The organism is Burkholderia sp. 22PA0099 (assembly GCF_047497165.1).
Classification (GTDB): domain Bacteria; phylum Pseudomonadota; class Gammaproteobacteria; order Burkholderiales; family Burkholderiaceae; genus Burkholderia.
The window spans coordinates 3,425,526-3,448,812 of record NZ_CP163164.1 but is presented as its reverse complement, the minus strand read 5'-3'; the positions used below and the strand labels follow the sequence as shown (position 1 = coordinate 3,448,812).

Below are 23,287 nucleotides of genomic sequence, written 5' to 3'. Positions count from 1 at the left end.
CCCATGAACACGTTGAAAACGGCGGCCACGTCCCGCTGGTTCGCGGTGTCGGCCGGGCTGCTGCTGATCGCCGTGCTGATCTGGCTCGGCGGCCCGTATCTCGGCATCGGCGCCTATCAACCGCTCGCGAGCGCGGCGGCCCGGCTCGCGCTGATCCTGGCGATGGTGCTGGCCGCGGTGCTGGTGGCGCTGGCGCTGCAATGGCGCGACCGCCGCAAGGCCGCGCAACTGTCGGGCGAACTGGCCGGCCAGGAAGCGCGGCTTGCCGCCGAGGAGCCGGGCAGCGCCGAGCGCGCGCAATTGCAGCAGCGCTTTAGGGAGGCCATCGACACGCTGCGCAAGACGCGCCGCAACGGCCGCAACCTCTACGCGCTGCCGTGGTACGTGGTGATCGGCCCGCCCGGCTCGGGCAAGAGCACGCTGCTGCAGAATTCCGGCTTCGATTTTCCGTTATCCGAACGATTCGGCAAGGAAGCGCTGCGTGGCATCGGCGGCACGCGCGATTGCGACTGGTGGTTCACCGACGAGGCCGTGTTCCTCGACACCGCCGGCCGCTACACGACGCAGGATTCCGATGCCGGCGCGGACGCCTCGGCCTGGCAGTCGTTCCTCGCACTGCTGCGTCGTCACCGCCGCCGCCGTCCGCTGAACGGCGTGATCGTGACGATCAGCGTGTCCGACCTGCTCGGCTTCGACGACGCCGCGCGCGCGCAGCACATCCGCGCCGTGCGCCGCCGCCTCGACGAGATCAACCAGCACCTGAAGATCGCGATCCCCGTGTATCTGGTGTTCACCAAATGCGACCTGGTGGCCGGCTTCAGCGAATTCTTCGACGATCTCGGCCCGGACCTGCGCAGCCAGGTGTGGGGCGCGACGTTCCCGCTCGACGCCAGCCTCGACGGCAGCGCCTGCCTGCGCTTCGCCGGCGAATACGACCTGCTGCTGGAGCGGCTCAACACGCGGCTCATCGAGCGCCTGCACGCCGAGCGCGACCGCAGCCGGCGCGCGGCCGTGCTCAGTTTTCCTCAGCAACTCGGGGCGTTCCGCGAGATCGCGCGGCAGTTCGTGGAAGGCACGTTCGCGCGTCACGAGTACGGCACGCCGCCCGTGCTGCGCGGCACGTACCTGACCTCGGGCACGCAGGAAGGCGCGCCGATCGACCGGATGCTGAGTGCGGTGGCGCGCACCTTCGGCGTGGATGCCGCGCGCGTGCAGGTGGGCGCGGGGCAGCGCCATACCTATTTCGTCGAGCGGCTGCTGCGCGACGTGCTGTTCCGCGAATCGGGCCTGGCCGGCACCAACCCGCGCCTGGAGCGGCAGAAGCTGCTGATGCAGGCGGCCGCGTATATCGGCCTCGCGGTGCTGACGGTGGGGCTGGTGGCCGGGTTCGCCACCAGCTACGCACGCAACCGCGTGCTGATCGCCGACGTGCAGGCCACGCTCAAGGATCTGCCGCCGGCCGACACGCTGAACGGCACGCCGGATCTGCCGACCTATTTCGCGCGCGCGCTGGCCCGGCTGGAGGTGATCTCGGCCGCGCAGGACGTGGCGGGCCAGTATCAGGGCCACGTGCCGTTGGCGATGCGCTTCGGGCTGTTCCAGGGCCACGCGCTGTTCGCGCAGGCGCACGGCGCCTATTTGCGCGAGAGCGACGCCACCTTGCTGCCCGGCATCGGCGTGCGCTTTCGCGAGGGGCTGAGCGAAAACGCCAACGATCCGCAGGCGCTGTACGACACGCTGAAGGGCTATCTGATGCTCGGCCAGCCGCAGCATCTCGACCCGGGCGAGCTGGCCGCGCTGGCGCGCCTCGAATGGCAGCGGCTGTACCCGCGCGATCCCGAGATCGCCCGGGCGCTCGACCGGCATTTCTCGGCGCGCGTCGGCGATCCGCAAAAGCCGCGCGCCTTGCCGCTGGACGCCGCGCTGATCGATCAGGCCCGCGCCACGCTGAAGACGGCCGATCTCGCCACGCTGATCTACGGCAGCGTGCAGCTTGAAGCGCAGCGCTCCGGCACCTCGCCGGTGCGGCTCGATCAGTCGCTCGGGCTGCTCGGCAACGTGTTCGTGCGCAAGAGCGGCACGCCGCTCGCGCAGCCGCTGCCGGTGCTGTTCACGCGGCCGTATTTCGCGTCGGAAGCCAACGGCGGCATTGCGCAATCCGTCGACGATTTCGTCAAGGATTACTGGGTATTCGATGCGGGGCGCGTCGATCCGCTGGCGCGCTCGCGCTACGAGCAGCAGGTGCTGACGCTGTACGAGCAGGACTACATCCGCAACTGGGACGCGCTGCTGGCCGACCTGCAACTGCAGCCGGTGGCGAGCATCCAGGATGCGAGCGCGCTGGCCGCCAAGCTGTCGGGGCCGAGTTCGCCGCTCAAGGCGCTGCTGAACCTGGTGCGCGACAACACCAGCGACATGCTGCGCGGCAGCGCGGGAACGAGCGCAGCGGGCGGCGTCGATGCGAGCGCGGCCGGCGCGCAGGCGAAGACGGTGGGCGAGAACCTCGCCGCCAAGCGCGCGCTGAACACGCGCCTCGCGGGCGAGCTGCGCTCGGCCGGCGCGCCGCTGCCGGTGGGCGTCACGCTCGGCGCCAATGGCGGCAGCGGTGGCGGCAATGGCAACGGCACGCAACCGGGCGCGGCGATCGAGGCGCATTTCGCGCAGCTCGACCAGTTGAGCATCGGCACGCCGGGCGCGACACCGCTCGATCACACCATCGGCGTGCTCGATCAACTGGGCAAGGCGCTGCTGACGATGAACGACCTGAGCGACCCGGCCGCGCAGAACAACGCCGCTGTGCTGGCCGCGCGTCAGGAGGCGGGGCAGTTGCCGCCGCAGGCGGCCGGGCTGATCGCCGGGCTGACCGGCAAGAGCGCGGCGCTGGTGGCGAGCGGCAGCAGCGCCGCGCTGGCCGAGCAGTTTCGCGCGGCGGCCGGCAACGATTGCGCCAGCTTCGTGGATGGCCGCTACCCGTTCGCGCCGGGCGGCGCGTCGGACATCCCGGTGCAGAACTTCGCCGAGCTGTTCGGCAACGGCGGCCGCTTCGACAGCTTCTTCAAGTCGACGCTCGCGCAGCGGGTGGACACCGGCGCGCGCGCCTGGCGCTGGAAGCCGGGCGCGCCGCCGGGGCCGGACAGCGTGCTGGCCGGCGCGCAGGTGGCCGACGAAATCCGCCAGGTGTTCTTCGGCAGCGGCGCGCAGGCGCATGTCGGCTTCACGCTGCTCGCGCCGCAGTTCGATGCGTCGATCGCGCGGCTGGTGGTGGAGGTGGACGGGCAGAAGTTCGACGTCTCGGCGAGCGGCGCGGCGGCGGCATCGAGCGCCGCGATGGTGTGGCCGGGTCCGCAGCCGGGCCATGTGGTGATCAGCGCGTTCGACGCGTCGAATCATCCGGTCGGCACGCCGTTGCGCTTCGACGGCGATTGGGCGTGGTTCCATGCGCTCGACGCCGGGCATGTGCAGAAGCAGGGCGACCTGCGCGTGGTGGCGAGCTTCACGTTCGATGGGCACGCAGTGGGCCTGCCGATCCAGCCCGCGAGCCTGCGCAATCCGTTCCAGAGCGATGCCGTGCGGCGCTTCAGGTGCCCGCGATGAGCGGCGTCGGGTTCTACGGCAAGCTGCCCGCGGCCGGCGATTTCGTGCGGCGGCGGCTGCCGGGCGAGTTCGTCGAGGGCTGGGACCGGCATTTCCAGCGTGCGCTCGATGCCGGCCGCCGCGAGCTGGGTGCGCGCTGGGATGCGGCGTGGCGCGACGGCCCGGTGTGGCGCTTCGTGCTGCCGGCGCTGGTGTGCGGCGGCGGTGCGTGGTGCGGCGTGATCGGGCCGGGCGTCGACCGCGTGGGCCGCGCGTTTCCGATGGTGTTGGCCGCGCCGTGCGCGGGCGATGCCGCCAGGCTGTTCGGCCAGGGCGCGTGGTTCGATGCGCTGACGCGGGTCTGTCGGCATGGGCAGGACGGTGCGCTCGATGTCGAAGGGTTCGACGCCTGCGTGGCCGCGTTGCCGCCGGTGCCGGTGGAGGCGGACGATGCGGCCGCTCGCTGGCGCGATCTGCCGTGGGAAGCCGGGCAGTGGCAACTGACGCAGCCGGACCCGCTGGCCGAAGCCGCCGTGCTGGGCGAGACGTGGCGTCAGCTTGGGTTGCGCGCCGAGCCGTGGAGCCTGTGGTGGCGCGAAGGCGCGATGCATCGGCTCGCGGTGCGCGGCTTGCCGCGCAGCGTGGCGAGTTTGTTGGCCGTGCCGGATGAGCGCATGGCCATGCCGATGTCCTCCGCAGCGCAGGCCATCGAACCGGACTGGCTGCCGATGCCCGCCGCAGTGCCGATCGTCGAACCGGACTGGCTGCCGATAGCCGCCGCAGCGCCGGTCATCGAGCCCGACTGGCTGCCCATGCCAGCCGCAGCGCCGGTCATCGAACCGGACTGGCTGCCGATGCCCGCCGCAGCGCCGGTCATCGAGCCCGACTGGCTGGCCGACGCCCCCGGCGACGGTTTGTCCGCCGCCGATTTCGTCCTGCCGCCCGCTGTCGCGTACGTATCGGATGCGGCGTTGCTGCGCCTCGATGCCGGCCGCATCGTCGTGCTGGCCGCCGATGACGGCCCCGGCGGCTACGGTGGCCCGCCGCGTCAGGCAGCGCGACTGATCCGCGAGACGGTCGCGGCGCGCGGGCAGGGCGCGGCCGGCCCGCGCGCGGCGCTGATGGCGCTGCACGCCCAGTTGCGCGACGCGCCGGGCCATGCCGAAGGCAGCGCCGCCGCATTGCACGCCGCATCTCATGCCGAATTGCCCGCCGCATCGCCCGCCGCCGAAAACGGCGCGGCCGTCGTGGTGCGCTTCGACGGCCCCGACGCGCAGGTGCTGCGCATCGGCGCCGCCGCGCTCTGGCATTGGCGGCGCGGCCAGTTGCGCGCGCCGTTCGTCGAGCGCGAGAGCGGCGCGGGCGGCGAATTCGACGATCTGCTGTTCGGCGAGGCCTGGTTCGACATGCCCGGTGTCGGCACGCCGGGCGAGCCCGATTGCGACGAAGCCTCGCTGCGGCTCGAACCGGGCGACCGCCTGCTGCTGCTGGCCACCCGCGCGCTGACGCAACTGCCGCGCGAATGTCTCGCGCAGGCGCTCGATCTGCCCACCGGCGACGACGCGCGTGCGCATCTGGCGCGGCTCGCCGACCTGCGCACGCTGCCCGCGCAGTGGCCGATCGCCGTGCTGGAGGTGCCGGTATGAGCGCCACCTACCGCTCCGCCGGCCGCACCGAAACCGGCAAGGTGCGCCGCCGCAACGAGGACGCGATCCTGGTGCGCGACGACCTCGGCCTGTGGGTCGTGGCCGACGGCCTCGGCGGCCACGCGGCCGGCGATTACGCGAGCACGCTGATCGTGACGCGGCTCGGCGGCCTGACGCGCGACGGCGACGTGCACGCGTTCGTCGCCGCGATCGAGGATTGCCTCCAGCAGGTCAACGACGAGCTGCGCGCCGCCGCGCTCGAACGCCAGGTGGACGTGATCGGTTCGACCGTCGCGCTGCTGGTGCACGACCCGGCGTTCATGCTGTGCGGCTGGGTGGGCGACAGCCGCGTGTACGTGCACGAGGACGACGCGCTGGTGCAACTGACGCGCGACCACGTGCACGGCCAGCCGGTCGACATCACGCACTTCGGCGCGCCCGGCGCGGCACGCTCCGCGCCGCCGGCCGGCTCGGGCGTGCTGACCCGGGCGGTCGGCGTGGAGGACACGCTGTTCGTCGATTGGGCCGTGGCCGGCAGCCGCCCCGGCATGGAGTTCCTGCTGTGCTCGGACGGCATCAACAAGGAACTGAGTGACAGCGAACTGGCGAGCGCCTGCCGCGAGCCGCTCGCCCCCTGGCAACGCGTCGACCGGCTGTGCGCGCTCTCGATGGCGCGGCGCGCCCGCGACAACCTCTCCGCCGTGATCGTGCGGCTCGATACCCCGTGAAGACTTTCCGATGACCTCTCCCCACGCCTACCTCAAAGCGGGCCGTGCGCAGGTGCGCACGCTGGCCGACCTGTTGCGGCGTCGCGCGCGCAAGCTGCTGGCGCAGCGTCGCGGCGGTTCGCCGACCGCGTCCGCATCGTCTCCGGCGGGGCGCGCGAACACCTTGGCGCCGGCCGCGCGGCTCGCGCCCGACGACGATATTGGCTTGACCTACGTGCAGCCCGCCCGGCCCGCCGCGCCGGCCGCCGATGCAAGCGATACGGTGCGCACCGCGCAAGCCTGGCACGACGCGGGCGACGCCACCGTCGTCAAGCCGGGCAGCCGGCCTTCGGCTAACGCAGGCAACACCGGCAACACCGGCAACACCGGCAACACCGGCAACACCGGCAACACCGGCAACACCGGCAACACCGGCAACACCGGCAACACCGGCAACACCGGCAACACCGGCACCCTCACGTCCGGCACCGGCGCGGACAGCAGCCTGAGCCGCGAAAGCTGGCAGCGCATCGCGCAGGCGCAGGGCGGCGACGACGCGGCCGTCGGCAAGCTGCTGAAAGGCCGCTTCCTGCTCGAGCGCGAGCTGGGCCGGGGCGGCATGGGCGTGGTCTATCTGGCGCGCGACGAGCGCAAGGTCGAGGCGCGCGACCGCGATCCGTACGTGGCCGTCAAGGTGCTCAACGACGAGTTCCGCCGCCATCCCGATTCGCTGATCGCGCTGCAACGCGAGGCGCGCCGCGCGCAGCGGCTGGCCGACGACAACATCGTCCATGTCTACGATTTCGACAAGGACGGCACGATCGTCTTCATGACGATGGAGTACATCGACGGCACCGACCTGCGCACGCTGATACGCGGGCGGCCGTCGGGCCTGCCGTTGCGCGAGGCGTGGCCACTGATCGCCGGCATGGCGCGCGCGCTGCAGCGCGCGCACGCGAGCGGCATCGTGCATTCGGATTTCAAGCCCGGCAACGTGATGGTCACGCGCGACGGCGTGCCGAAGGTGTTCGATTTCGGCATCGCCCGGGCGGGCCACGCCGGCGCGGGCGCGGCCGGCGAGCAGACGGTGTTCGACGCCGGCACGCTCGGCGCGATGACGCCGGCCTACGCGAGCCTGGAGATGATCCAGGGCGCCGAGCCCACCGCCCGCGACGACGTGTACGCGCTCGGCTGCGTGGTGTTCGAGCTGCTGACCGGCCGCCATCCGTTCGACCGGCATGGCGCCGACGTCGCGCTGGCCGAGGGCGCGGTGCCGCCCGCCGTGCCGGGGCTGCCGCGCCGCCAGTACCGCGCGCTGTGCGAGGCCGTGGCGTTTCGCGGCGAGGCGCGCCTGGCCACCGTCGGCGCGCTGATCGACGGCCTGCGCCCGCGCCGCTCGGGCGAGCGCATCGCCCCCTATCTGCTCGGCCTGCTGGCGGTGGCCGCCTGCGCGGCCGGCGGCGTGGCGCTGCACAACCACGACCGGCATCGCCAGTACGACGCGGCCGTGGCGCGCTTCGCCGCCGCCGATCCGCATCGCTACGCCAACGAGGATCAGGCGATGGCGGCGCTGGCCGCGCTCGACGTGGACGACCGCCAGCGGCTCGTGCTGAACCAGAACGATGCGATCCTGCGCTTCCTGTCCGAACGGCTCGATGCCGATTGGAGCCCGCCGCTCGGCCGCTTCGATTACGCGGCCGTGCAGCACGTGTTCCAGGTGCGCGATCAGTTGAAGCTGTTCTCGCCGGCGTTCGACGCGCGCCGCAAGCAGATCGACGACGAGCGCACCGGCATGCTGGCGAGCCTCGGCGGCAGCCTCGACGAAGCGGTGGATCGCGATGCGCTGTTCGAGGATCAGCCGGGCAGCGCCGCCGACATCCTGCGGCGCATCCGGCTGCTCGACCCCGGCAGCGCGCTCACGCGCAGCACGCGCCTGCAGTTGAAATACGACGCCGCGATCGGGCAGTCGATCGATTTCGGCAAGTTCGACGAGGCCCGCGCGCGGCTCGCGCTGGCGCTGCAACTGTTCCCCGACGCGTCGCGGCTGCTGCGGCGGCGCGACCAGCTCGACGCGGCGATCGCCACCGCGGTTGCGCATCCGGGGCCGCACGTCGGCACCCTGAGCGTGGCCGACGCGCGGCGCTCGCTGAACGACCTGGCCGCCAATCCGTCCACCGCCAAGCCGTGGCTCGACGCGCTGTCGGCCGCGATGACCGCCTTGCAGGGCGACGAGGCGCCCGAAACCGCGCAGGCGATCGAGACGCTGACCGACGGCATCGTCAACGCCGCGGCGCGCGTGAGCGATGCCGCGCAGGCGCACCCGACGCTCGACCTGATCGAGATCGGCCTGCGCTACGCGCCGAACGCGCCGGGCCTTGCCGCGCAGCGCGACCGCATGCTGATGCTGCTGCAACAGCAGCGCATCGACCAGCAGATCGCCAGCGGCGACGCCGCCGCGCAGATCGACGCGATGCGCCTGGCCGCCACCGCCAACGACGGCCCGCGCGCGCTCGCCGCGCTGAACCGGCTGCGCGCGCTGCAGCCCGACAACGCGTTTCTCGGCAGCGCCGGGCCGGCGCTGGTGGCCGATGCGTATCTCGGCAACGCGCGCCTGCTGGGCCGCACCGGCAAGCTGGCCGACGCCGCGCAGGCCGCGTCGAACGGCGCCGATGCCGTGCCTGGCGACGCGCGGCTCGGCGCGGCGGTGCAACGCTACCGGATCGCCGCCGCGATCCTCGAGGCGCGCGGCAAGCCGATGGTCGATGCCGACTGGCAGGCCTTGCAGGCGCGTTTCGCGGCCGCGCGCGACGGCGACCCCGACGCCATGCGCCAACTGGAACGCGACATCGGCAACACGGTGTCGCTGCCGCCGGGCGGCTTGAGCGCGGTGTTGCAGCAGATCCGCGCGCAGGCCGGCAGTGCCGATGGTGGCGATGCCGATGGTGCGAGCGATTCGGCGGTGGCCCGTTGAGCGCCGCGCGTGCGGGCCGCGTGACGGCAACGGTGACGGCAAGGGAGGAGGCGCGATGAGCGTGCGCGAGCAGCAGGTCAACGACGCATTGCGCAGCCTCGACGAGATGCACCGGCAACGCCGGATCGCGCGGGACGAATACCGGCAGCGACGCCGGCGCCTGCTCGATTCGTTGAGCGAGGCGACCGAGCTGGCCGGGCGCGACACGGTGCGGCGCGCGGTACCCGATGGCGATGCGCCGGTGGCGCGTCGCGAGGCGAGGGGCGATGACGCCGGCACGGGCGGGGTTCGTCAGGAAAACGAAATGCCTGCGCGCGGCATGTCGCGATGGCGCGTGGCGATTTGCGTGGTGGGGATCGGCGCACTGGCGTGCGCCGCGTGGTGCTGGTTTTCGGTGGGAACGTGAGCGGCCGGGCGCGTGGTTCAGGTGCGGCGCAGGCTCGGCTCGAGCCTGATTCAAGCGCTCCCCGCCGCTCAATCGCGGTTCGGCCCGGCCAGCGTCCGAAGCTCCGACAGCCCGCCCGGCGCGATGTCTTCCAGCACTTCGGCGAAGCTCTTGCCGACCAGCCGCCGCGCGCGCTTGAGCAGCACCGGCAGCGGGCTCGACGGTTCGGCGCGTTCGTAGTATTCGCAGATCTCGTCGAGCCGGCGGATCACGTCGGCCTGGCTGGCGATCGTGTCCGGGCGCGCCGGGGCGGCGACGGGCGCTGGCGCGGCCTCGCCCTCGTTGCCCGGCGCGGCGGTGGTCGTGCCGGCCGCCGCCAGTTCCGGAAAGCGCCGCGCCACCTGCGCATCGACGAACTTGCGCAGTTCGTCGATATCGCCGCCCAACAGCGCGAGATCCGGGCTGGCGGTGCCGAGCCGCTCGCGCAGCAGCGCGACGATCGCCTGCGCGTGCTCGTGCGCCGCGGCCAACTGCGCGGCCGCTGCCGGCAACTGCGCCTCGCCGCAATCCATACAACAGGCTTCCAGATCGGCGAGCGTCGGCGGCGGCGTGCCGTCCTCCGACGGTGCGGCGACGATCGCGCCGGTCGCCACGCGCAGGTCGCGCAGCGAAAAGCGCCCGAGCCTGGGCGAATGCACGAACGGCGCGAGCCGCAGGTAGCCGAGCACGCTTTGCGGATCGGCGAGCGGCATCAGCGCATTGGCGCGCGCGGTCGGATCGTTGTCGTCCTCGGCGTCGAGCTGCGGGTGGACGTCGTCCCAATACGCTTCGAGCAGGCCGCGCACCACAGCGAGGCCCGCCGTCCAGCCGGCCACGCCGTCCAGGCGCGTGCGCGCCGCGCACAGATGCACCGCCACGCGCACATCCTTGGTGCGCGCCAGCAGCGCCTCGGCGGCCTGCGCGACCCGGTCCCAGTCCGGCTCTTGCGCCGCCTTCAGGCTGTCGCCCATGATGCGCTCGGGCATCGGCGTGGCGAGCTGGTCGAGCGCCGCGAAGGCCGGATCGTATTCGAGGTTCGGGCCGGTGCGCGCGTCGCCGTCGATGGGCGCGAGCAGGGCCGGGGGCGTGACGGAATCGTTCATTGCAGGCCAGGGAAGGTTGGTGACGAAAGCTTGCTTGGGTTGCATCGATGGCGGCCGGATCGGGCCGCGCCGATGCGCTCGCGCGAAGCGGCTTCGTCCAACACAACACCTGAGTACGCCGAACTATTCCGGCACGAAAGGATGCGCATCGATGCCCGGCCGCCCGGTCGGGAAATCCGTGACGCGAAGCACTAGCATTTACTTACAATTTTGCGGATTTCACGCATGCCGCACGCAAGGCCTTGTTATTACAGGAGGCCGCGCCGCGCGACACCCGCAATGCGTCGCTCGATAACGAAATGAATGCGCATTTTGCCCCGAACAGGCGCAATTGATTTCGGCAGACGCCCGACCCCGGTTGTACAATCCGCGAACTTTTTACCACCTCCTTAGCCACGGCCGGTTTCCGGTCGGCGAGCCGGTCGCCACCCCGTTTTCAGTCAGCCAAACATGTCTACAGCAGATGTCGAGAATTTGCCCGCACTTCTGCCGGGCATGCTGCCGCGGCTCTGGGCATTCTCCCTTCGCCTGTGCGGGAATCAGCACGATGCCGAGGACCTGGTCCAGCGTGCCTGCTTGCGGGCGCTGGAGCGTGCCCATCAGTTGCAGCCGGGCACCGCGCCGCTGAGCTGGATGTTCTCGATCGTCCACTCCACCTGGATCAACGAGCTGAAGGCGCGCAGCGTGCGCAGCCGCTCGAGCATGGAGTGGGACGACGCGTTTCTCGAGACCGTGCCCGACCCGGGTGCGTGCGACCCGGAATCCGCCATGATGAGCAGCGAGATCATCGCGGCCGTCGAGCGCTTGCCGGAAGCGCAGCGCGTGGTGATGCTGCTGGTGGCCGTGGAGGGCATGAGCTATTCCGAGGCGGCCGAGGTGCTGGAGGTGCCGATCGGCACCGTCATGAGCCGGCTGTCGCGGGCGCGGCAAACCATCGGCGCGCGCTTCGGCGAGCGCAGTGCGCCGGCTCCGCGCGCGTTTCAAGCGCAACGGGTCACGCCATGAGCGTCGGCGACGCCAGCCTGCTGGCCTATGTCGACGGCAGTCTGCCCGCGCAAGCGCACCGTCGGATCACGGCAGCCATTCAGGAATCCGATGCATTGCGGCAACGCGTCGCGCGGCTGCGGGCGGCCGATCTGCCGTATCGCGATGCGTTCGCGCGGCAGGCGCTGCCGCCCGTGCCCGCGTTGATCGTGCATACGGTGGATGCGTTGATCGCGCGGCATCGTGTGGGGCGGGGCGATGGCGCGCCTGCCGCCGAGCCCGCGATGGCGAGCGGCAACGTGCATCGCCTGACGCCGCGCGGGCAGGCCGCGCCGCGATGGACGTGGCCGAAGTTCGCGGTGGCGTTCGTGGCGGGCGTGTTCTGTTGCAGCCTGGCGCTGCGCCTCGCGCCGGGCTTGTCGAGCCGGGGCGCGGATGTCGAGACGCAGGCCGATGGCGGCGAGGCTGACGATCGTGGCGACATGCGGAGCATGACGCCCTGGATCAAGGCCGCCGCCGATTACCAGCAGCTTTACACGCGCGACACGGTTGCCTTGCTGCAACCCGACATGAAGGCCGCCGCCGCCGAACTCGCCGCCATCAATACGGTCGACAGGCTGCCCGTGCGGATTCCCGATCTGCGCGACCAGGGCCTTGCGTTCAAGCGCGTGCAACGGCTGCGCTTTCATGGCAAGCCGCTCGTGCAGATCGTCTATCTGCCGATGCAGGGGCAGGGCAAGCCCGTCGCGCTGTGCGTGCTGCGCGAAGCGATGGCCGACGCCGCGCCGTCGCGCCGCCGCGTCGATGGCTTGACCGTCGTGAGCTGGCGGCGCGGCCAGCTTGGCTACGCGCTGCTCGGCGAGGCCGGCGCGGCCGATCTCGATGCGCTCGGCGCGCGGCTTTACGGCGACGAGGCCGAGGCCACGCTCGGCAGCGACGATTCGGGTGGGCATGTCCGGCGCGGGTGAACGCAGCGAGGGCGAGCCGATGGGCCGGGCCGGGTTGATGTTGCGCTGGGCCGTCGTGCTCGGCGTGCCGGCCGCGCTGACCGGCGCGTTCGTCTGGTGCGGCGGCTGGTTGAGCGCGCCGGTCGATGCGCCGCGCATCGTCGATGCGTTCGAGGCCACCGCCGCCCGCTATCCGGGCTTCCGCCGCAATCATGCGAAGGGCATCTGCGTGACCGGCCATTTCGACAGCAACGGCGCCGGCCGCGCCGTGTCGCGCGCCAGCGCGTTCGCGCCGGGCCGCTATCCGCTGGTCGGGCGGCTGTCCATGCCCGGCACCGATCCCACCCGCGAGGACGCCACCGGCATGGTGCGCAGCTTCGCGTTGCGCATGACGATGCCCGGCGGCGAGCAATGGCGCCTCGCCATGAATTCCGCGCCGATCTTCGCCGTGCGCACGCCGCAGGCGCTGTTCGAGCAATTGCGGGCCGACGCGCGCGACCCCCGCACCGGCCGCGCCGATCCCGAGAAGATGCAGGCCTTCCTCGACGCCCACCCCGAGGCGGGCGCGTTCGATCGCTATCTGGCCGCGCATCCGTCCTCGTCCGGCTACGACAACGCGCGCTACTACGGCATCAGCGCGTTTCGCGTGGACGATGCGCGCGGTGCGCGGCGTTTCGTGCGCTGGGAGGTCGTGCCCGACGATGCGTACCGCCCCGTCGATGCGCGCGAGCAGCGCGACCCCGATTTCCTCGCCTACGATTTGACGCAGCGGCTCGCGCGCGGGCCGCTGCGCTGGCATCTGGTGCTGAACGTCGCGCTGCCCGGCGACCCGCTCGACGATTCGACGCGCGCGTGGGCGCCTTCGCCGAGCCGGCCGCGCATCGATGCCGGCACCGTGGTGATCGACCGCGCGCAGACGCAGATCGACGGGCCGTGCCGCGACGTCGTGTTCGACCCGACGGTGCTGCCCGCCGGCATCGCGCCGTCCGCCGATCCGTTGCTGGCCGCGCGCTCGGCGACCTACGGCGAATCGTTCCGGCGGCGCATGACGGAGGAGGCCGCGGCGATCCGCGCGAGCCGGCATCGAGGTGGCGGCGCGGGTTGACGGGTGACTGGGGGAAAGGCGATGGGTGCGCGCCACAATACCTGCTATACGGCATTGGGGCGCGGCGAGAGTCCGTTTATCATAGCGGCTTCGTGGCGCACCCACCCGCGCTTAAGGCCCGGTTGCGATCCAATCGGGCGCCTTCCATTTTTCAGCTATTCGTCCCATGACCCCCGACGACAGCCAACTGATCGCCTACGCCGACGGCCGACTCAGCGCGACCCAAACCGCCTGGGTCGAGCGCGAACTGGCCGCGTCCGCCGCGCTTCGCGACAGTATCGGGCGGCTGCGTGCTTCCCGATTGCCTTATCGGCAGGCGTTTGCCGCGCAGATCCTGCCGGCGGTGCCGGCGGCGTTGCGGCGGTTTGTGGAGGGGATCGGGGGAGAGGGGAAGTCGTAACGGCGCCCCGGCCGAGCTAGTTCGCCGGCTTGCAGCGCTGCATCCGGATCGGTGCGTGGGTTCGCACCACGTCTGCCTCCGCCTTGGAGCGAAATGATTCGGCCGTGATGCCCGAGAGATCCACCTCGGCGGCATAGAAGCCGATTCGGTGCTGCGCCAGCACGGTGGCCAGGGTGGAGACCGGCACACATTGCGGGGCCAACATGTCGCCCATCGTGTCCAGATCGAGATCGACCACATCGTTCTCGTCGTCAAGGCCGAATGCCTGAGACAATACCTTGCCGTACACCGCCTCGAACCCGCCCGCCAGCAGGGCGCGATACAGCGCCTGGATGTCGGGCGCCGAATCCGCGGCGCGAATCAGCAGATAAAGCTTGTCCGGCAGGCAGAACAGGAACGACATCGACTCGAGCGCATCGACCAGGGTCATGACGTCCGCACTCGAATAGGCCAGCGGGCCGACGGTTTGCCTCGCGTCGGGATCGACCAGCACGGCCTTCGCACCGTCGGCGCGGCGAATCATGTTGGCGAATCCCGCCACGGATTGCGCCGTGATGGTGGCCGATGTCGCGCTCGCGACGTGCGTGTGGAAGGTTCCATAAAACTGCCAGGGCGGCTGGATGTCCGAGACATCGACGGCGGCGTGCGCGCGATCGTTGACCGCCGCGCCGCTGAAGGCCAGCAGCGGGCCGGCGGACTCCGCGTGTGCGCGCGTGTTGAACGCCAGCGCCGCCGACGTCTCGCACTGGCAACCGGCCGAGGTCACGGCCATCGAACGTATCGGCAGCGCGAGCGAGGCGGGCAGCGCAACCATGTCGGGCAGTTGTGCATGGATGGGCGGCGGCGGCATGGACGCCGCGAGATCCCGGAGATTCATCCTGTCCTCCGTGGCGTGCCGCGTTCAACAGGTGGACTCTGCATGAGCGGGTTCCTGGTCGGTGGGATGAACGGATCGCGCGGAGGCAACCGGCCCGGCTCACGCGGCGCCGAGGCGCGGACGCTTGGTGCCTTGTGCGAACGACGCGGCGGCTTTTTCCGCGGCCGCGTCGTCGATCACGTTGAGCTTGAACTTCGCGGGAGGACGGAGCAGGTTGCCGGACGGCGCATCGGGCCGCACCCAGCCCTCATGGCGTCGCCAGACCGAGAACAGGATGTCGATTTCGCCGGCCAGCAGGCCCGGGACGTTCGGCCCGAGGATCGATGCGAAGATCGGCCCGGTTTGTGTGGCGATTCGCGTCAGGCCGTCCACGCCGGATTGGCTGAACGCAATCGCCATCATCACGCAGTCGCAGGCGGAAAACTGCGCGTTGCGCTGCGTTTCCAGCTTGTCGAGATCCTTGAGCACGCCGTCGACGAAGGCCGAGCAATTCTGCAGCGATTCCGCCTTGATCTCGACCGGGATCATGTCGTCGTCCATCATGGCGTTCGCGTTCAGCAGCAGGTCGACGCGGCGCCTCCCGCCCCGGTAGATCGCTTGTTCGCGAAGGATGTCGAGCGTCGGATCGTCCTGCAGCATCTCGCTGACAAGATCGACCTGTGCCCAACCTTCCCAGCCCCCTTTGACGGGCCATTTCGAGCCGAACGAATCGGATCGGGCGACGGCCCAGGTTTGGACCAGCAAGGTGAAGTCGTCGATGCTGAGAATCGTCATGGCGGCGTGGCTCCGGAAATACGTAGGCGAGAACAGGCGGTGTCGAATCGATGCCTTCAGTCTACGAATGGCTGCCGGGCCGGGCTTGAACGAATCGACGAATATTGCGTCGCGGCGGCGTGACAATAACCGGGTAAAGCCGGCAAATCCGGCAAATCAAAATGACGGCGCACGACGAAACTTCCATTTCCAGGGCGATCGTTTTCGATTGCGCGGAATTCGCGTCGACGCATTATTAAATGCATCGAAATGCTGGTTTTATCGAGCGCCAGGTAATTAATTTCGCATCGAATCGTCAGATCGGACGAATCGATGCGAAAGGGGCGGGCATTTTGTTTTGCGAATATCGATTTTCAGCGAATTCGGGCCGGTTTATTCCGATTCATATTCACTGTTTTTTGCAAGCTTTGAATCGCAACGATTCATAGAATTTTCTCCAAGACAACGCCGAGACACGATTCGACGCGGGTCGATTTCCTCACTGGTAGCGGTGAGTCCCACTGAATATCGACAGAAGGAGTCTTACATGGCATTTCCGACCTCCGTGAACGACCAGATCACCGATTCGGTCACGCAAGCGAACACCAAGGTGCTCGGCGACGCGCCCGCGATGGCAATGGGCAATCTGTATCAGGCGACCGCCCAGGCACTGGCGAATGCCGCGCACAACGCCACCAACGCGCAGCAACAAAGCTACGTGACGTCGCAGTCGTCCACCACGATGGGCGTGGCCACGCTGTACGCGATCGACACCGCCACCGACGGTGTCGCCGTCAGCCAGATTCTGACGACCGGCGTGAAAGGGCTCGGCACTTACTGAGTCGCGGGCAAGACGTTCTCCGAATCCACCACCGAGGAGCTAAGACATGGCATTTCCGACCGCAGTCAACAGCCAGATCACCGATTCCGTCACGCAGGCCAACACGAAAGTGCTCGGCGACGCGCCGGCCATCGCGATGGGCAATCTGTTCCAGGCCACCGCCCAGGCGCTGGCGAACGCCGCGCACAACGCGACGAACGCGCAACAGCAGAGCTACGTGACGTCCCAGGCCGCGACGACCATGGGTGTCGCCACGCTGTATTCGATCGACACGGCCGCCGACGCGATCGCCACGCGCACGATCCTGGCGAGCTGAACTTCATGTTGTTCCCGTAGCACCGAGGTACCGCCGTTCCATCGTTCTCAACCAACCCGAGGAGTTGAATCATGGCATTTCCCACTTCCGTCAACGACCAGATCACCGATTCGATCACGCAGGCCAACACGAAGGTACTCGGCGATGCGCCGGCCATCGCGATGGGCAACCTGTTCCAGGCCACCGCCCAGGCACTGGCGAACGCCGCGCACAACGCGACGAACGCGCAGCAGCAAAGCTACGTGACGGCCCAGACGGCGACCACGATGGGCGTTGCGACGCTGTACTCGATCGACACGGCGACCACCGGCGTGGCGACGAAGAAAATCCTCTCGTCGTAATCGGTAGTGCGCAACCGGAGACGTCACCATGGCCTTCCCGACAGCCGTCAACGATCAGATCACCGATTCGGTCACCCAGTCCAACGTTCAGGTGTTGGGCGTCGCGCCCAGCGTCGCGATGGGCAATCTCTACCAGGCCACCGCTCAGGCGCTTGCCAACGCCGCGCACAACGCGACGATGGCGCAACAGCAGATGTACGTGACCGCGCAGGCTGCCACGACCATGGGCGTCTCGTTGCTTTACTCGCTGGACACGGGCGCGACCGGCATGGCTGCCAAGAAGCTGCTCGGCACCTGAGGCCGGTCCACTTTTCCCTTTTTGAAACGGAGCAATCAAGATGGCTTTCCCTACCGCAGTCAACAGCCAGATCACCGATTCGGTTTCCCAGGCCAACACGGAGGTCGTCGGCGCGGCGCCGGCGGTCGCGATGGGCAACCTGTTCGTCGCGACGGGCCAGGCGTTGTCGAACGCCGCGCACAACGCGACCAACAACCAGAACCAGTCGTACGTGACGCTGCAGACGGCCACCACGCAGGGCGTCTCGACGCTGTTCGGCATCGACACGGCCACCACCGGCGTGGTCAGTCGCCAGATCCTCGGGCTGGTCTGACCGTCCTTGGGCGCCACCCGTTACCGCCATTGCCGTGAGCCCGGCGTTCGCCGGGGGCCGTCGTCATGAGCGTGGCCGAACCGGACGGGCTGCAGATCGGGTTGGCGCCCTCCACCGCGATGGCGATGTGCTACCTCGCGATGGCCGACAGCCTCGCGCTGGCCATGTCGAACGCCGTCGCCTGTCAGCAACGTGGCCAGGTGCTCGGTGAAGCGGCGCTGGCGCAGGTGCTTGCAAAAATATTGGCGTCTGCCGCAGGCAAGTAGCCGCGGCGACGGGTCCACCACATCAAACGGAAATCGACATGAGCGACGTGCCCGACACTGTCAACAGTCAGATCATCGATGCCAACGCCAGCATCGTCACCCTCGCCACGGGCCAAGCGCCGGCCCAGGCCTTCGGCATGCTCGACGCGGTGTTGCTGGAAACGCTCGGCATTGCGATGTACAACGCGGTGAACCGGCAGCAGGGCTCCGGCATGATGAGCGCGGCCGCCGTGACGTCGGCCTGCGCGAAGATGCTGAGCGTGCCGTTCGACTTCAAGCCGCCGCCGCCACCACCCGTCGTGCCGCCGCCGAGCGTCGAGCCGCTGCCCGGCCCGCCGCTCGCATCGGACCCTGCCGCCGTGGTGGCCGCGGCGAACGCGCAGGCGCAGGTGGCACTGGGCGTGCTGCAGGCCGAGGCGCAGCAGGCCCAGAACACGGCGACGCAGGCGCAGCAGGACATGCAGAACCTGTCGGCCAGGCTGCAGGGCGGCACGCCGCCGTCGGATGCCGGCGGCTCGGGTCATGCCGGCGGCGCGAGTGCGCCGAGCCCCGCGCCCGCAGCCGCCGATACACCGGCGAAGCAGGGCGATCCGGCGGACGGCGCCGTTCGCGGCGCATCGCCCGCGTAACGCACATCGGCACGCCCTGCGAGGGCGCGCGCGCCGTCATGCCGATGCCACGTTCGCATTGAATGCGCGGCATGCGGCGATCCACTCAAATTACGGAGTTTTCGATGAGTCTCTCCAACGTCAACGCTCAAATCGTCGATGTCGTCAATCAGGTGCAACTGGCGACGATGAGCCCGCAGGTGGTGCTGACGAGCGGCGCAGGCAAGGCCTATCAGGCCGTGGCGCAATCGTCGGCGATCGCGATCCAGGACGCCACCGATGCACTGCGCAACATCGCGACGATCGCCACCACCGCGGCCGGGGTCGCGATGGCGCAACTGCTTGCCACGGGCGACCCGAAGTACGTCACCGTGCTGCAGCAGGCACAGTCGATGGTCAGCGCCGCGTCCACCGATTTCGGCCAGATCAGCAGCACCGCCTCGGCGCTGCTCAAAGAGTTTCCGGCCGGTTGACCGGACGACGACGGAGACGCTTCCATGACACTGAGTATCGCTGCGAGCCAGATCCAGCAGCCCTCCCGGCTTTCCGCTTCCGCGCGCGCATGCCTGGGCCTGATCGACGGCGGGATTCCCTGGCTGCAATGGGCGATTCAATCGCCGGCGCAGCATTTCAGGGTGCCCGACGAAACCCGGATGCTGTGCGAGGTACAGCAGGGCCTGCACGGCGACCCGTTGTGCCTGCTGCCCGCGGCCGGATTGCTGGTGAGCCCCGCCAAGCTGATGACGATGGACGAAGCCGACCTGCGGACGTTGATCGGCGTCGAGGCGCATGGCGAGGGGCAACCGGACGCCGTGCTCGACAACCAGCTCGCGAGCCTGGTGGCGCGGCATCGTCTGGTGCGCGGCCCCGACATCGCGGTGTTGCAGGCCTGGCTCGGCCAGTTGGGCATCGCCGCTCATCCCTTGTTCCAATGCCTGTCGATCGACGACGCGGCTGCGCTGATCGATCTGATGCGCGCCTCGCCGAGTGTGACGAGCGTCGAGGCGGATGACGCCGGGGACGCGCCGGGCTCGCCGTCGGCCACCGTGGTCGCCGCCGCGTTCGCCGCGCGGGAGGCGCGCTCGCCGATGGAGTTCGTCGACTACATGCGTTTTTATCAGGTGCTGTCGGCGCGCAATCTGGCCGCGCAGGCCCAAGCGCTGTTGCAGGTCACGCTGCCGGAACTGTTCGGCAGCCTCGAGTGCCCGCAATTGCATGGGCTGCCTTCTCCCGACACGGTGGTGCAGGTCGTGCGTAGCTGGTATGCGCAGTCGCGTCAGCTCGGCTTTTCGCGGCTGTCGCTCGGTGCGCTGCGCATGGTGCAGCGCACCGGTTATCCGGGCGGCGGCGAAGCCGAGGTGAGAACCGCGTTGTGGCGTTACATGACCTCCGCGCAGATCCTCCTGTCGTCGATCCAGGATGTCACGGCGCGAATGGGACAGGACGGTCGAACCTGCACTTACGAACTGAAGCGCGGCACGCAGAGCGCGGTGCTCTGCCTCGACAAGCACGGCGTGATCTCGCTCGACGATTTCGTGGCGGACACCACGCCGACTACGTTGCCGGGCGGCGCATCGGGCGCAGCGGCCGCACAGGCCGCCGAACCGAATGCAGCCGGCGCCGTACCCACCGCGCCCAACAGCCTCATGCTTGGCAACGCTGCCTGACTCCTTCCACTTTCCGGACTGCCATCATGCCGAACGCCCGCTCGACCAACCCGACCCCGCCGCCGTCAGCCGCCCCCGCGCCTGCCGCGTCGGGCAATCCCGCCGCGCCGGCGCCCTCCGCCGCGAATCCATCGGGCGACGCCACGGACCCCTATGCCGTGATCGGGGCCGCGACCCGGCGCGCGCAAGCCGCCATGGCGCTTGCGCAGCAGCTTGTCGCGTCCAACGTCGAGCAGTGCGATGCCGCGCTACAAGACGCGATGCATACCGTCCAGCAGCAGATCGACGCGGCCATGAAGGCGGCCGAACTGGGCGTGGCCGATGCGATGCGCGACGCCCACGCGGCGACCGCCACCGATGCGGACCAGAGCGCCGGCGCGGCCGAGGCGGCCGTGCAGCGTGGCGTGCGCAGTGTTCAGGACACCGAGGCTGGCGTCGCCGGCGGAACGGGGCGGCGCCCCGACCCGACCGCCTGAGTTCCCGCGCGCCTCGCGCTCGTTCGGCCGATGCGGGGCGGCGACACGGTCGCACGTCGCGCGTGACGAACCTGGACGATGTCGTCGAGGCATCGGCGGCCACCCGGTTTTTCGCGCCTGCGAAAGCTGGCGTGATTTCCCATTCGATCAGGATGTCGAATGGATTTCATGGAGTAGGACGCACCGGGGAGGGAGGCGGGATGCGCACGCCGCGCCCTGGGGCGAAGCCGTTCTCGCCAACCGCATTCCGCGACGTATTCGCATTCCGGGACTGTGCGATGCGACTGGCGCGAGCGGAATCACGGGGCCGAATAATGAAGACGCAGTTGGAGTACACCAACCCGGGGCGGGCCGTTGCCGAGACGAGTGCGCTGCTGAGGCCGCTCAACCTGAACGAACTGGAGTTTCTCTGGCGCGACGCGGCGGCGCAGGGTTGCGGGAGCCGCGGGTTTCTCTCGTCCCTGATCGAACGTCTGGCTGCCTGGCTTCCGGTGGGCGAGATCACCCTCACGATCGAGCCGGGGATCGTTCGGCAACATGGGGGGGCGGGGGACGGGTTGCCCGAGTCCTGGTCGGCCAGCGGCGCGGCGCGCCCGGGTGAGGCGTTCGCGGGACGCACGGGCGACGTATTCGAATTGCGTTTTGCCGGCCGCCGGCTCGGCACGCTGCAGATCGTCTGGCGACTCGGGGCCGGGGCGGACGCCGCCACGGCGGCGTTGATCGTCGAACTGGTGCGGCGCTTGCGCTGGGTTGCGCTACGCTATCTTTTCCAGGCCGCAAGCTTTGGCCCGATGTCGCGTTCGACGCTCTGGATCGGCGCCGGTCACGCGATCCAGCGCCTGACCGAGCATTTCGAGGTCGCGGTGCGCAGCCATTTCCCGGTATATATCGCTGGCGAGTTCGGCACCGATCCGAGCTCGGTGGCCGGCATGCTGCATGTGTTTCGCTGCGGATCCGATGCGCCGTTCGTCGAGATCCTGGGCGCGCATCCCGAAGGCACGCCGGCCGAGTGGTTCGCCCGAGCCAAGGGCGGCACGCTCTACCTCAACGGCATCCAGGACATGCCGCCCGCGCTGCTGTGCGAACTGCCCGCCTATTTGCCTTCGCGGCTCGGCCAATGGGCGAGGTCGCCCGCGAGCGCCGACACCTGCCACTTCGTCTCGTCGGGGCTGTTGCGGGCCGAGCAACTGATGGACCGGCCCGGGTTTCCGCGGGCGTTGATGGCCGAACTCAGCCTGGTCGAACTGCATGTGCCGCCGTTGCGGGAGCGTGCCGACGACCTGCGCGCGCTGTTCAACCATGTTTGCCAATGCGTGGGCCACGACATCGACCTGCAGTGCGACGAGGCGGTCTGGCAGGCCCTCGAGCACCACGCCTGGCCGGAGAACCAGTTCGAACTGACTCGACTGGTGGCGCAACTGGCGTTGTATGTCCAGAATCGTCGCGTGCGGCGCGACGATCTCGCGTCGTGCGCGCCCGCGCTTGCGCCGCTGCCTGCCGAGGCAAGCGAGGCGGGCATCGATGGCGACGCGCCGTCGCGGCAATCTGCGGTGCCGGAGGCATCGCTCGGGGCGGTGGCGCATGACATGCCGGCGGCATTGGCGCCCGAAGCGCCGCCGGGCGCAATGGACGAAGCGGCCTACGCACCGCGTTCCGACACGCTGGACACGGACCACGACGAGGTATCGAGCGCGCCGCTCACGGCGTCGTCCTGGGCGTGCCATGTGCTGGAGAGCGAGCCGGGTGCCGGGTTCGACCTCGATGTGGCCTTGCCGCGCGCGCTGGTGCGCGCCTTGCGTCATCTCGCGGCGCATTACTGCGATCCGCTGACACAACCCGACCTGGCAGCTGCGGCATGCACCAGCGCTTCGCATCTGACCGCGCTGTTCCGTCAGCACCTCGGCGTCAATTTCAAGACCTTGCTGCAGCACATGCGGGTGCAGCGCGCGCGGCACCTGCTTTGCGAATCGCCCAGGATGCGCGTGTCCGACGTGGCCATCGTGCTCGGATTTGCCGACCTGAGCCACTTCGAACGCTGCTTCAAGCGCATCAGCGGGTGCAGTCCTCGCGAATACCGGATGCAGTTCGCACCGTGACGCATGCGCCGCCCGTGCAGGCGGCCGAAATCAGCCGCCCGCCGGGCGGCGCGGCATGCGCCGATCAAGGCGCCGGCGCGGCGAGCGGGTTGGCGATGGTCGTGACGTCGTCGCAACTGAGCATGGGCGTGACGCCGTCGTAGTAGAGCCACTCGGTTTCGCTTTTGGAGATCAGCTTCGTTGGCGAGGGGCGAAACACCATATTGAAGGGTGCCGAAAAGCTGACCAGATTCGGCGTGTTCTGGATAATCTTCTGAACCCAGCCTTCGCCGTGGTCGTAAAGCGCCTGATAGCTGGTGGCGACCGAAACGAACGGGTTGCCCTCGATGCCTTCGGCCTGGGAGCCGTACGAAGTCTGCTTGAGCGCCCATTCGTTCAGGGCGGGTGGCGACAGCATCGGAAAACCACCGGGATGCGCCTGGCGCATGCGCGACAGCCAGTCGCGTGGGACGGCGGCATTGCCGAATCGATAAAGGATCACGTGGTTCGGTCTTGCGGGATCGAGGGTATAGGTCTCGCCGTTGGCGGTGATTGGCGAGAAATTTTTCGGCGTGGGCATGGGCGGTTCTCCTGGT

Annotated in this window: 24 protein-coding genes; 20 read left to right on the top strand and 4 right to left on the bottom strand. The window is 69.5% G+C overall.

Going from position 1 to position 23,287, the window contains the following annotated elements; genetic code table 11:
* The first annotated feature begins 3 nt into the window (after window positions 1-3).
* From tssM to AB4851_RS15020, 5 genes are read left to right on the top strand one after another with little or no spacing between them, the layout of a single operon-like run.
* Window positions 4-3,594, top strand: a complete 3,591-nt coding sequence (tssM, locus tag AB4851_RS15040; RefSeq protein WP_414447883.1) for a type VI secretion system membrane subunit TssM — start codon at window positions 4-6, stop codon at window positions 3,592-3,594.
* Window positions 3,591-5,219 (top strand): type VI secretion system-associated protein TagF, encoded by a 1,629-nt coding sequence (gene tagF, locus AB4851_RS15035; RefSeq protein WP_414447882.1) that lies wholly within the window; start codon window positions 3,591-3,593, stop codon window positions 5,217-5,219. Before tssM ends, tagF begins: the two co-directional genes overlap by 4 nt.
* Complete coding sequence (locus tag AB4851_RS15030; protein ID WP_414441644.1) at window positions 5,216-5,947, top strand: PP2C family protein-serine/threonine phosphatase; 732 nt, start codon at window positions 5,216-5,218, stop codon at window positions 5,945-5,947. Before tagF ends, AB4851_RS15030 begins: the two co-directional genes overlap by 4 nt.
* Before the next feature lie 10 nt (window positions 5,948-5,957).
* On the top strand, window positions 5,958-8,897 hold the full coding sequence (locus AB4851_RS15025) for a protein kinase domain-containing protein (RefSeq protein WP_414447881.1): 2,940 nt from the start codon (window positions 5,958-5,960) through the stop codon (window positions 8,895-8,897).
* Window positions 8,851-9,303, top strand: a complete 453-nt coding sequence (locus AB4851_RS15020; RefSeq protein ID WP_414447880.1) for a hypothetical protein — start codon at window positions 8,851-8,853, stop codon at window positions 9,301-9,303. Before AB4851_RS15025 ends, AB4851_RS15020 begins: the two co-directional genes overlap by 47 nt.
* 68 nt (window positions 9,304-9,371) lie before the next feature.
* Here AB4851_RS15020 and tssA read toward each other — a convergent pair whose 3' ends face one another.
* Entirely contained in the window at window positions 9,372-10,424 is a 1,053-nt protein-coding gene (tssA, locus tag AB4851_RS15015; protein WP_414447879.1) for a type VI secretion system protein TssA, read from the bottom strand.
* A 450-nt stretch (window positions 10,425-10,874) separates the two neighbouring features.
* On the opposite strand from tssA, the gene AB4851_RS15010 reads away from it, so the two are divergent.
* The 4 genes from AB4851_RS15010 (at window position 10,875) to AB4851_RS14995 (ending at window position 13,860) form a co-directional block, all read left to right on the top strand.
* The gene (locus tag AB4851_RS15010) at window positions 10,875-11,429 is read left to right on the top strand and encodes an RNA polymerase sigma factor (RefSeq protein ID WP_414447878.1); all 555 of its coding nucleotides are present in this window, start codon (window positions 10,875-10,877) and stop codon (window positions 11,427-11,429) included.
* Entirely contained in the window at window positions 11,426-12,376 is a 951-nt protein-coding gene (locus tag AB4851_RS15005; protein WP_414447877.1) for an anti-sigma factor family protein, read from the top strand. Before AB4851_RS15010 ends, AB4851_RS15005 begins: the two co-directional genes overlap by 4 nt.
* Entirely contained in the window at window positions 12,360-13,460 is a 1,101-nt protein-coding gene (locus tag AB4851_RS15000) for a catalase family peroxidase (RefSeq protein WP_414447876.1), read from the top strand. The genes AB4851_RS15005 and AB4851_RS15000 overlap by 17 nt, the downstream gene beginning before the upstream one ends.
* Before the next feature lie 166 nt (window positions 13,461-13,626).
* Window positions 13,627-13,860, top strand: a complete 234-nt coding sequence (locus AB4851_RS14995) for a hypothetical protein (protein ID WP_414447875.1) — start codon at window positions 13,627-13,629, stop codon at window positions 13,858-13,860.
* Between the two features lie 16 nt (window positions 13,861-13,876).
* Here the strand turns inward: AB4851_RS14995 and AB4851_RS14990 are convergent, their stop codons facing one another.
* Window positions 13,877-14,737, bottom strand: a complete 861-nt coding sequence (locus AB4851_RS14990; RefSeq protein WP_414447874.1) for a hypothetical protein — start codon at window positions 14,735-14,737, stop codon at window positions 13,877-13,879.
* Window positions 14,738-14,836: 99 nt separating this feature from the next.
* On the bottom strand, window positions 14,837-15,637 hold the full coding sequence (locus AB4851_RS14985; RefSeq protein WP_414447873.1) for a hypothetical protein: 801 nt from the start codon (window positions 15,635-15,637) through the stop codon (window positions 14,837-14,839).
* Between the two features lie 400 nt (window positions 15,638-16,037).
* Between AB4851_RS14985 and AB4851_RS14980 the strand changes: the two genes are divergently transcribed.
* From AB4851_RS14980 to AB4851_RS14930, 11 genes are all read left to right on the top strand, one after another.
* Window positions 16,038-16,331 carry a RebB family R body protein gene (locus tag AB4851_RS14980; RefSeq protein WP_414441654.1) on the top strand — a complete coding sequence of 98 codons (294 nt, stop codon included), beginning with the start codon at window positions 16,038-16,040 and terminating at the stop codon, window positions 16,329-16,331.
* Between the two features lie 46 nt (window positions 16,332-16,377).
* Complete coding sequence (locus AB4851_RS14975) at window positions 16,378-16,647, top strand: RebB family R body protein (RefSeq protein WP_414441655.1); 270 nt, start codon at window positions 16,378-16,380, stop codon at window positions 16,645-16,647.
* A gap of 71 nt (window positions 16,648-16,718) precedes the next feature.
* The gene (locus AB4851_RS14970; RefSeq protein WP_414441656.1) at window positions 16,719-16,988 is read left to right on the top strand and encodes a RebB family R body protein; all 270 of its coding nucleotides are present in this window, start codon (window positions 16,719-16,721) and stop codon (window positions 16,986-16,988) included.
* 28 nt (window positions 16,989-17,016) lie between these two features.
* Entirely contained in the window at window positions 17,017-17,286 is a 270-nt protein-coding gene (locus AB4851_RS14965; protein ID WP_414441657.1) for a RebB family R body protein, read from the top strand.
* A 40-nt stretch (window positions 17,287-17,326) separates the two neighbouring features.
* The gene (locus AB4851_RS14960) at window positions 17,327-17,599 is read left to right on the top strand and encodes a RebB family R body protein (protein ID WP_414441658.1); all 273 of its coding nucleotides are present in this window, start codon (window positions 17,327-17,329) and stop codon (window positions 17,597-17,599) included.
* A gap of 65 nt (window positions 17,600-17,664) precedes the next feature.
* Window positions 17,665-17,865 (top strand): RebB family R body protein, encoded by a 201-nt coding sequence (locus AB4851_RS14955; protein ID WP_414441659.1) that lies wholly within the window; start codon window positions 17,665-17,667, stop codon window positions 17,863-17,865.
* A gap of 38 nt (window positions 17,866-17,903) precedes the next feature.
* Window positions 17,904-18,494, top strand: a complete 591-nt coding sequence (locus AB4851_RS14950) for a RebB family R body protein (protein WP_414447872.1) — start codon at window positions 17,904-17,906, stop codon at window positions 18,492-18,494.
* A gap of 104 nt (window positions 18,495-18,598) precedes the next feature.
* A complete protein-coding gene (locus tag AB4851_RS14945; RefSeq protein WP_414441661.1) occupies window positions 18,599-18,946 on the top strand; it encodes a hypothetical protein in 348 nt (115 codons plus the stop codon).
* A 24-nt stretch (window positions 18,947-18,970) separates the two neighbouring features.
* Window positions 18,971-20,140: a hypothetical protein gene (locus AB4851_RS14940; protein WP_414447871.1), complete on the top strand. Its 1,170-nt coding sequence runs from the start codon at window positions 18,971-18,973 to the stop codon at window positions 20,138-20,140.
* A gap of 26 nt (window positions 20,141-20,166) precedes the next feature.
* Complete coding sequence (locus AB4851_RS14935; protein WP_414447870.1) at window positions 20,167-20,616, top strand: hypothetical protein; 450 nt, start codon at window positions 20,167-20,169, stop codon at window positions 20,614-20,616.
* 62 nt (window positions 20,617-20,678) lie between these two features.
* Complete coding sequence (locus AB4851_RS14930; protein ID WP_414447869.1) at window positions 20,679-22,712, top strand: helix-turn-helix domain-containing protein; 2,034 nt, start codon at window positions 20,679-20,681, stop codon at window positions 22,710-22,712.
* A gap of 64 nt (window positions 22,713-22,776) precedes the next feature.
* Here AB4851_RS14930 and AB4851_RS14925 read toward each other — a convergent pair whose 3' ends face one another.
* Window positions 22,777-23,271 carry a hypothetical protein gene (locus tag AB4851_RS14925; protein ID WP_414447868.1) on the bottom strand — a complete coding sequence of 165 codons (495 nt, stop codon included), beginning with the start codon at window positions 23,269-23,271 and terminating at the stop codon, window positions 22,777-22,779.
* Window positions 23,272-23,287: the final 16 nt, after the last annotated feature.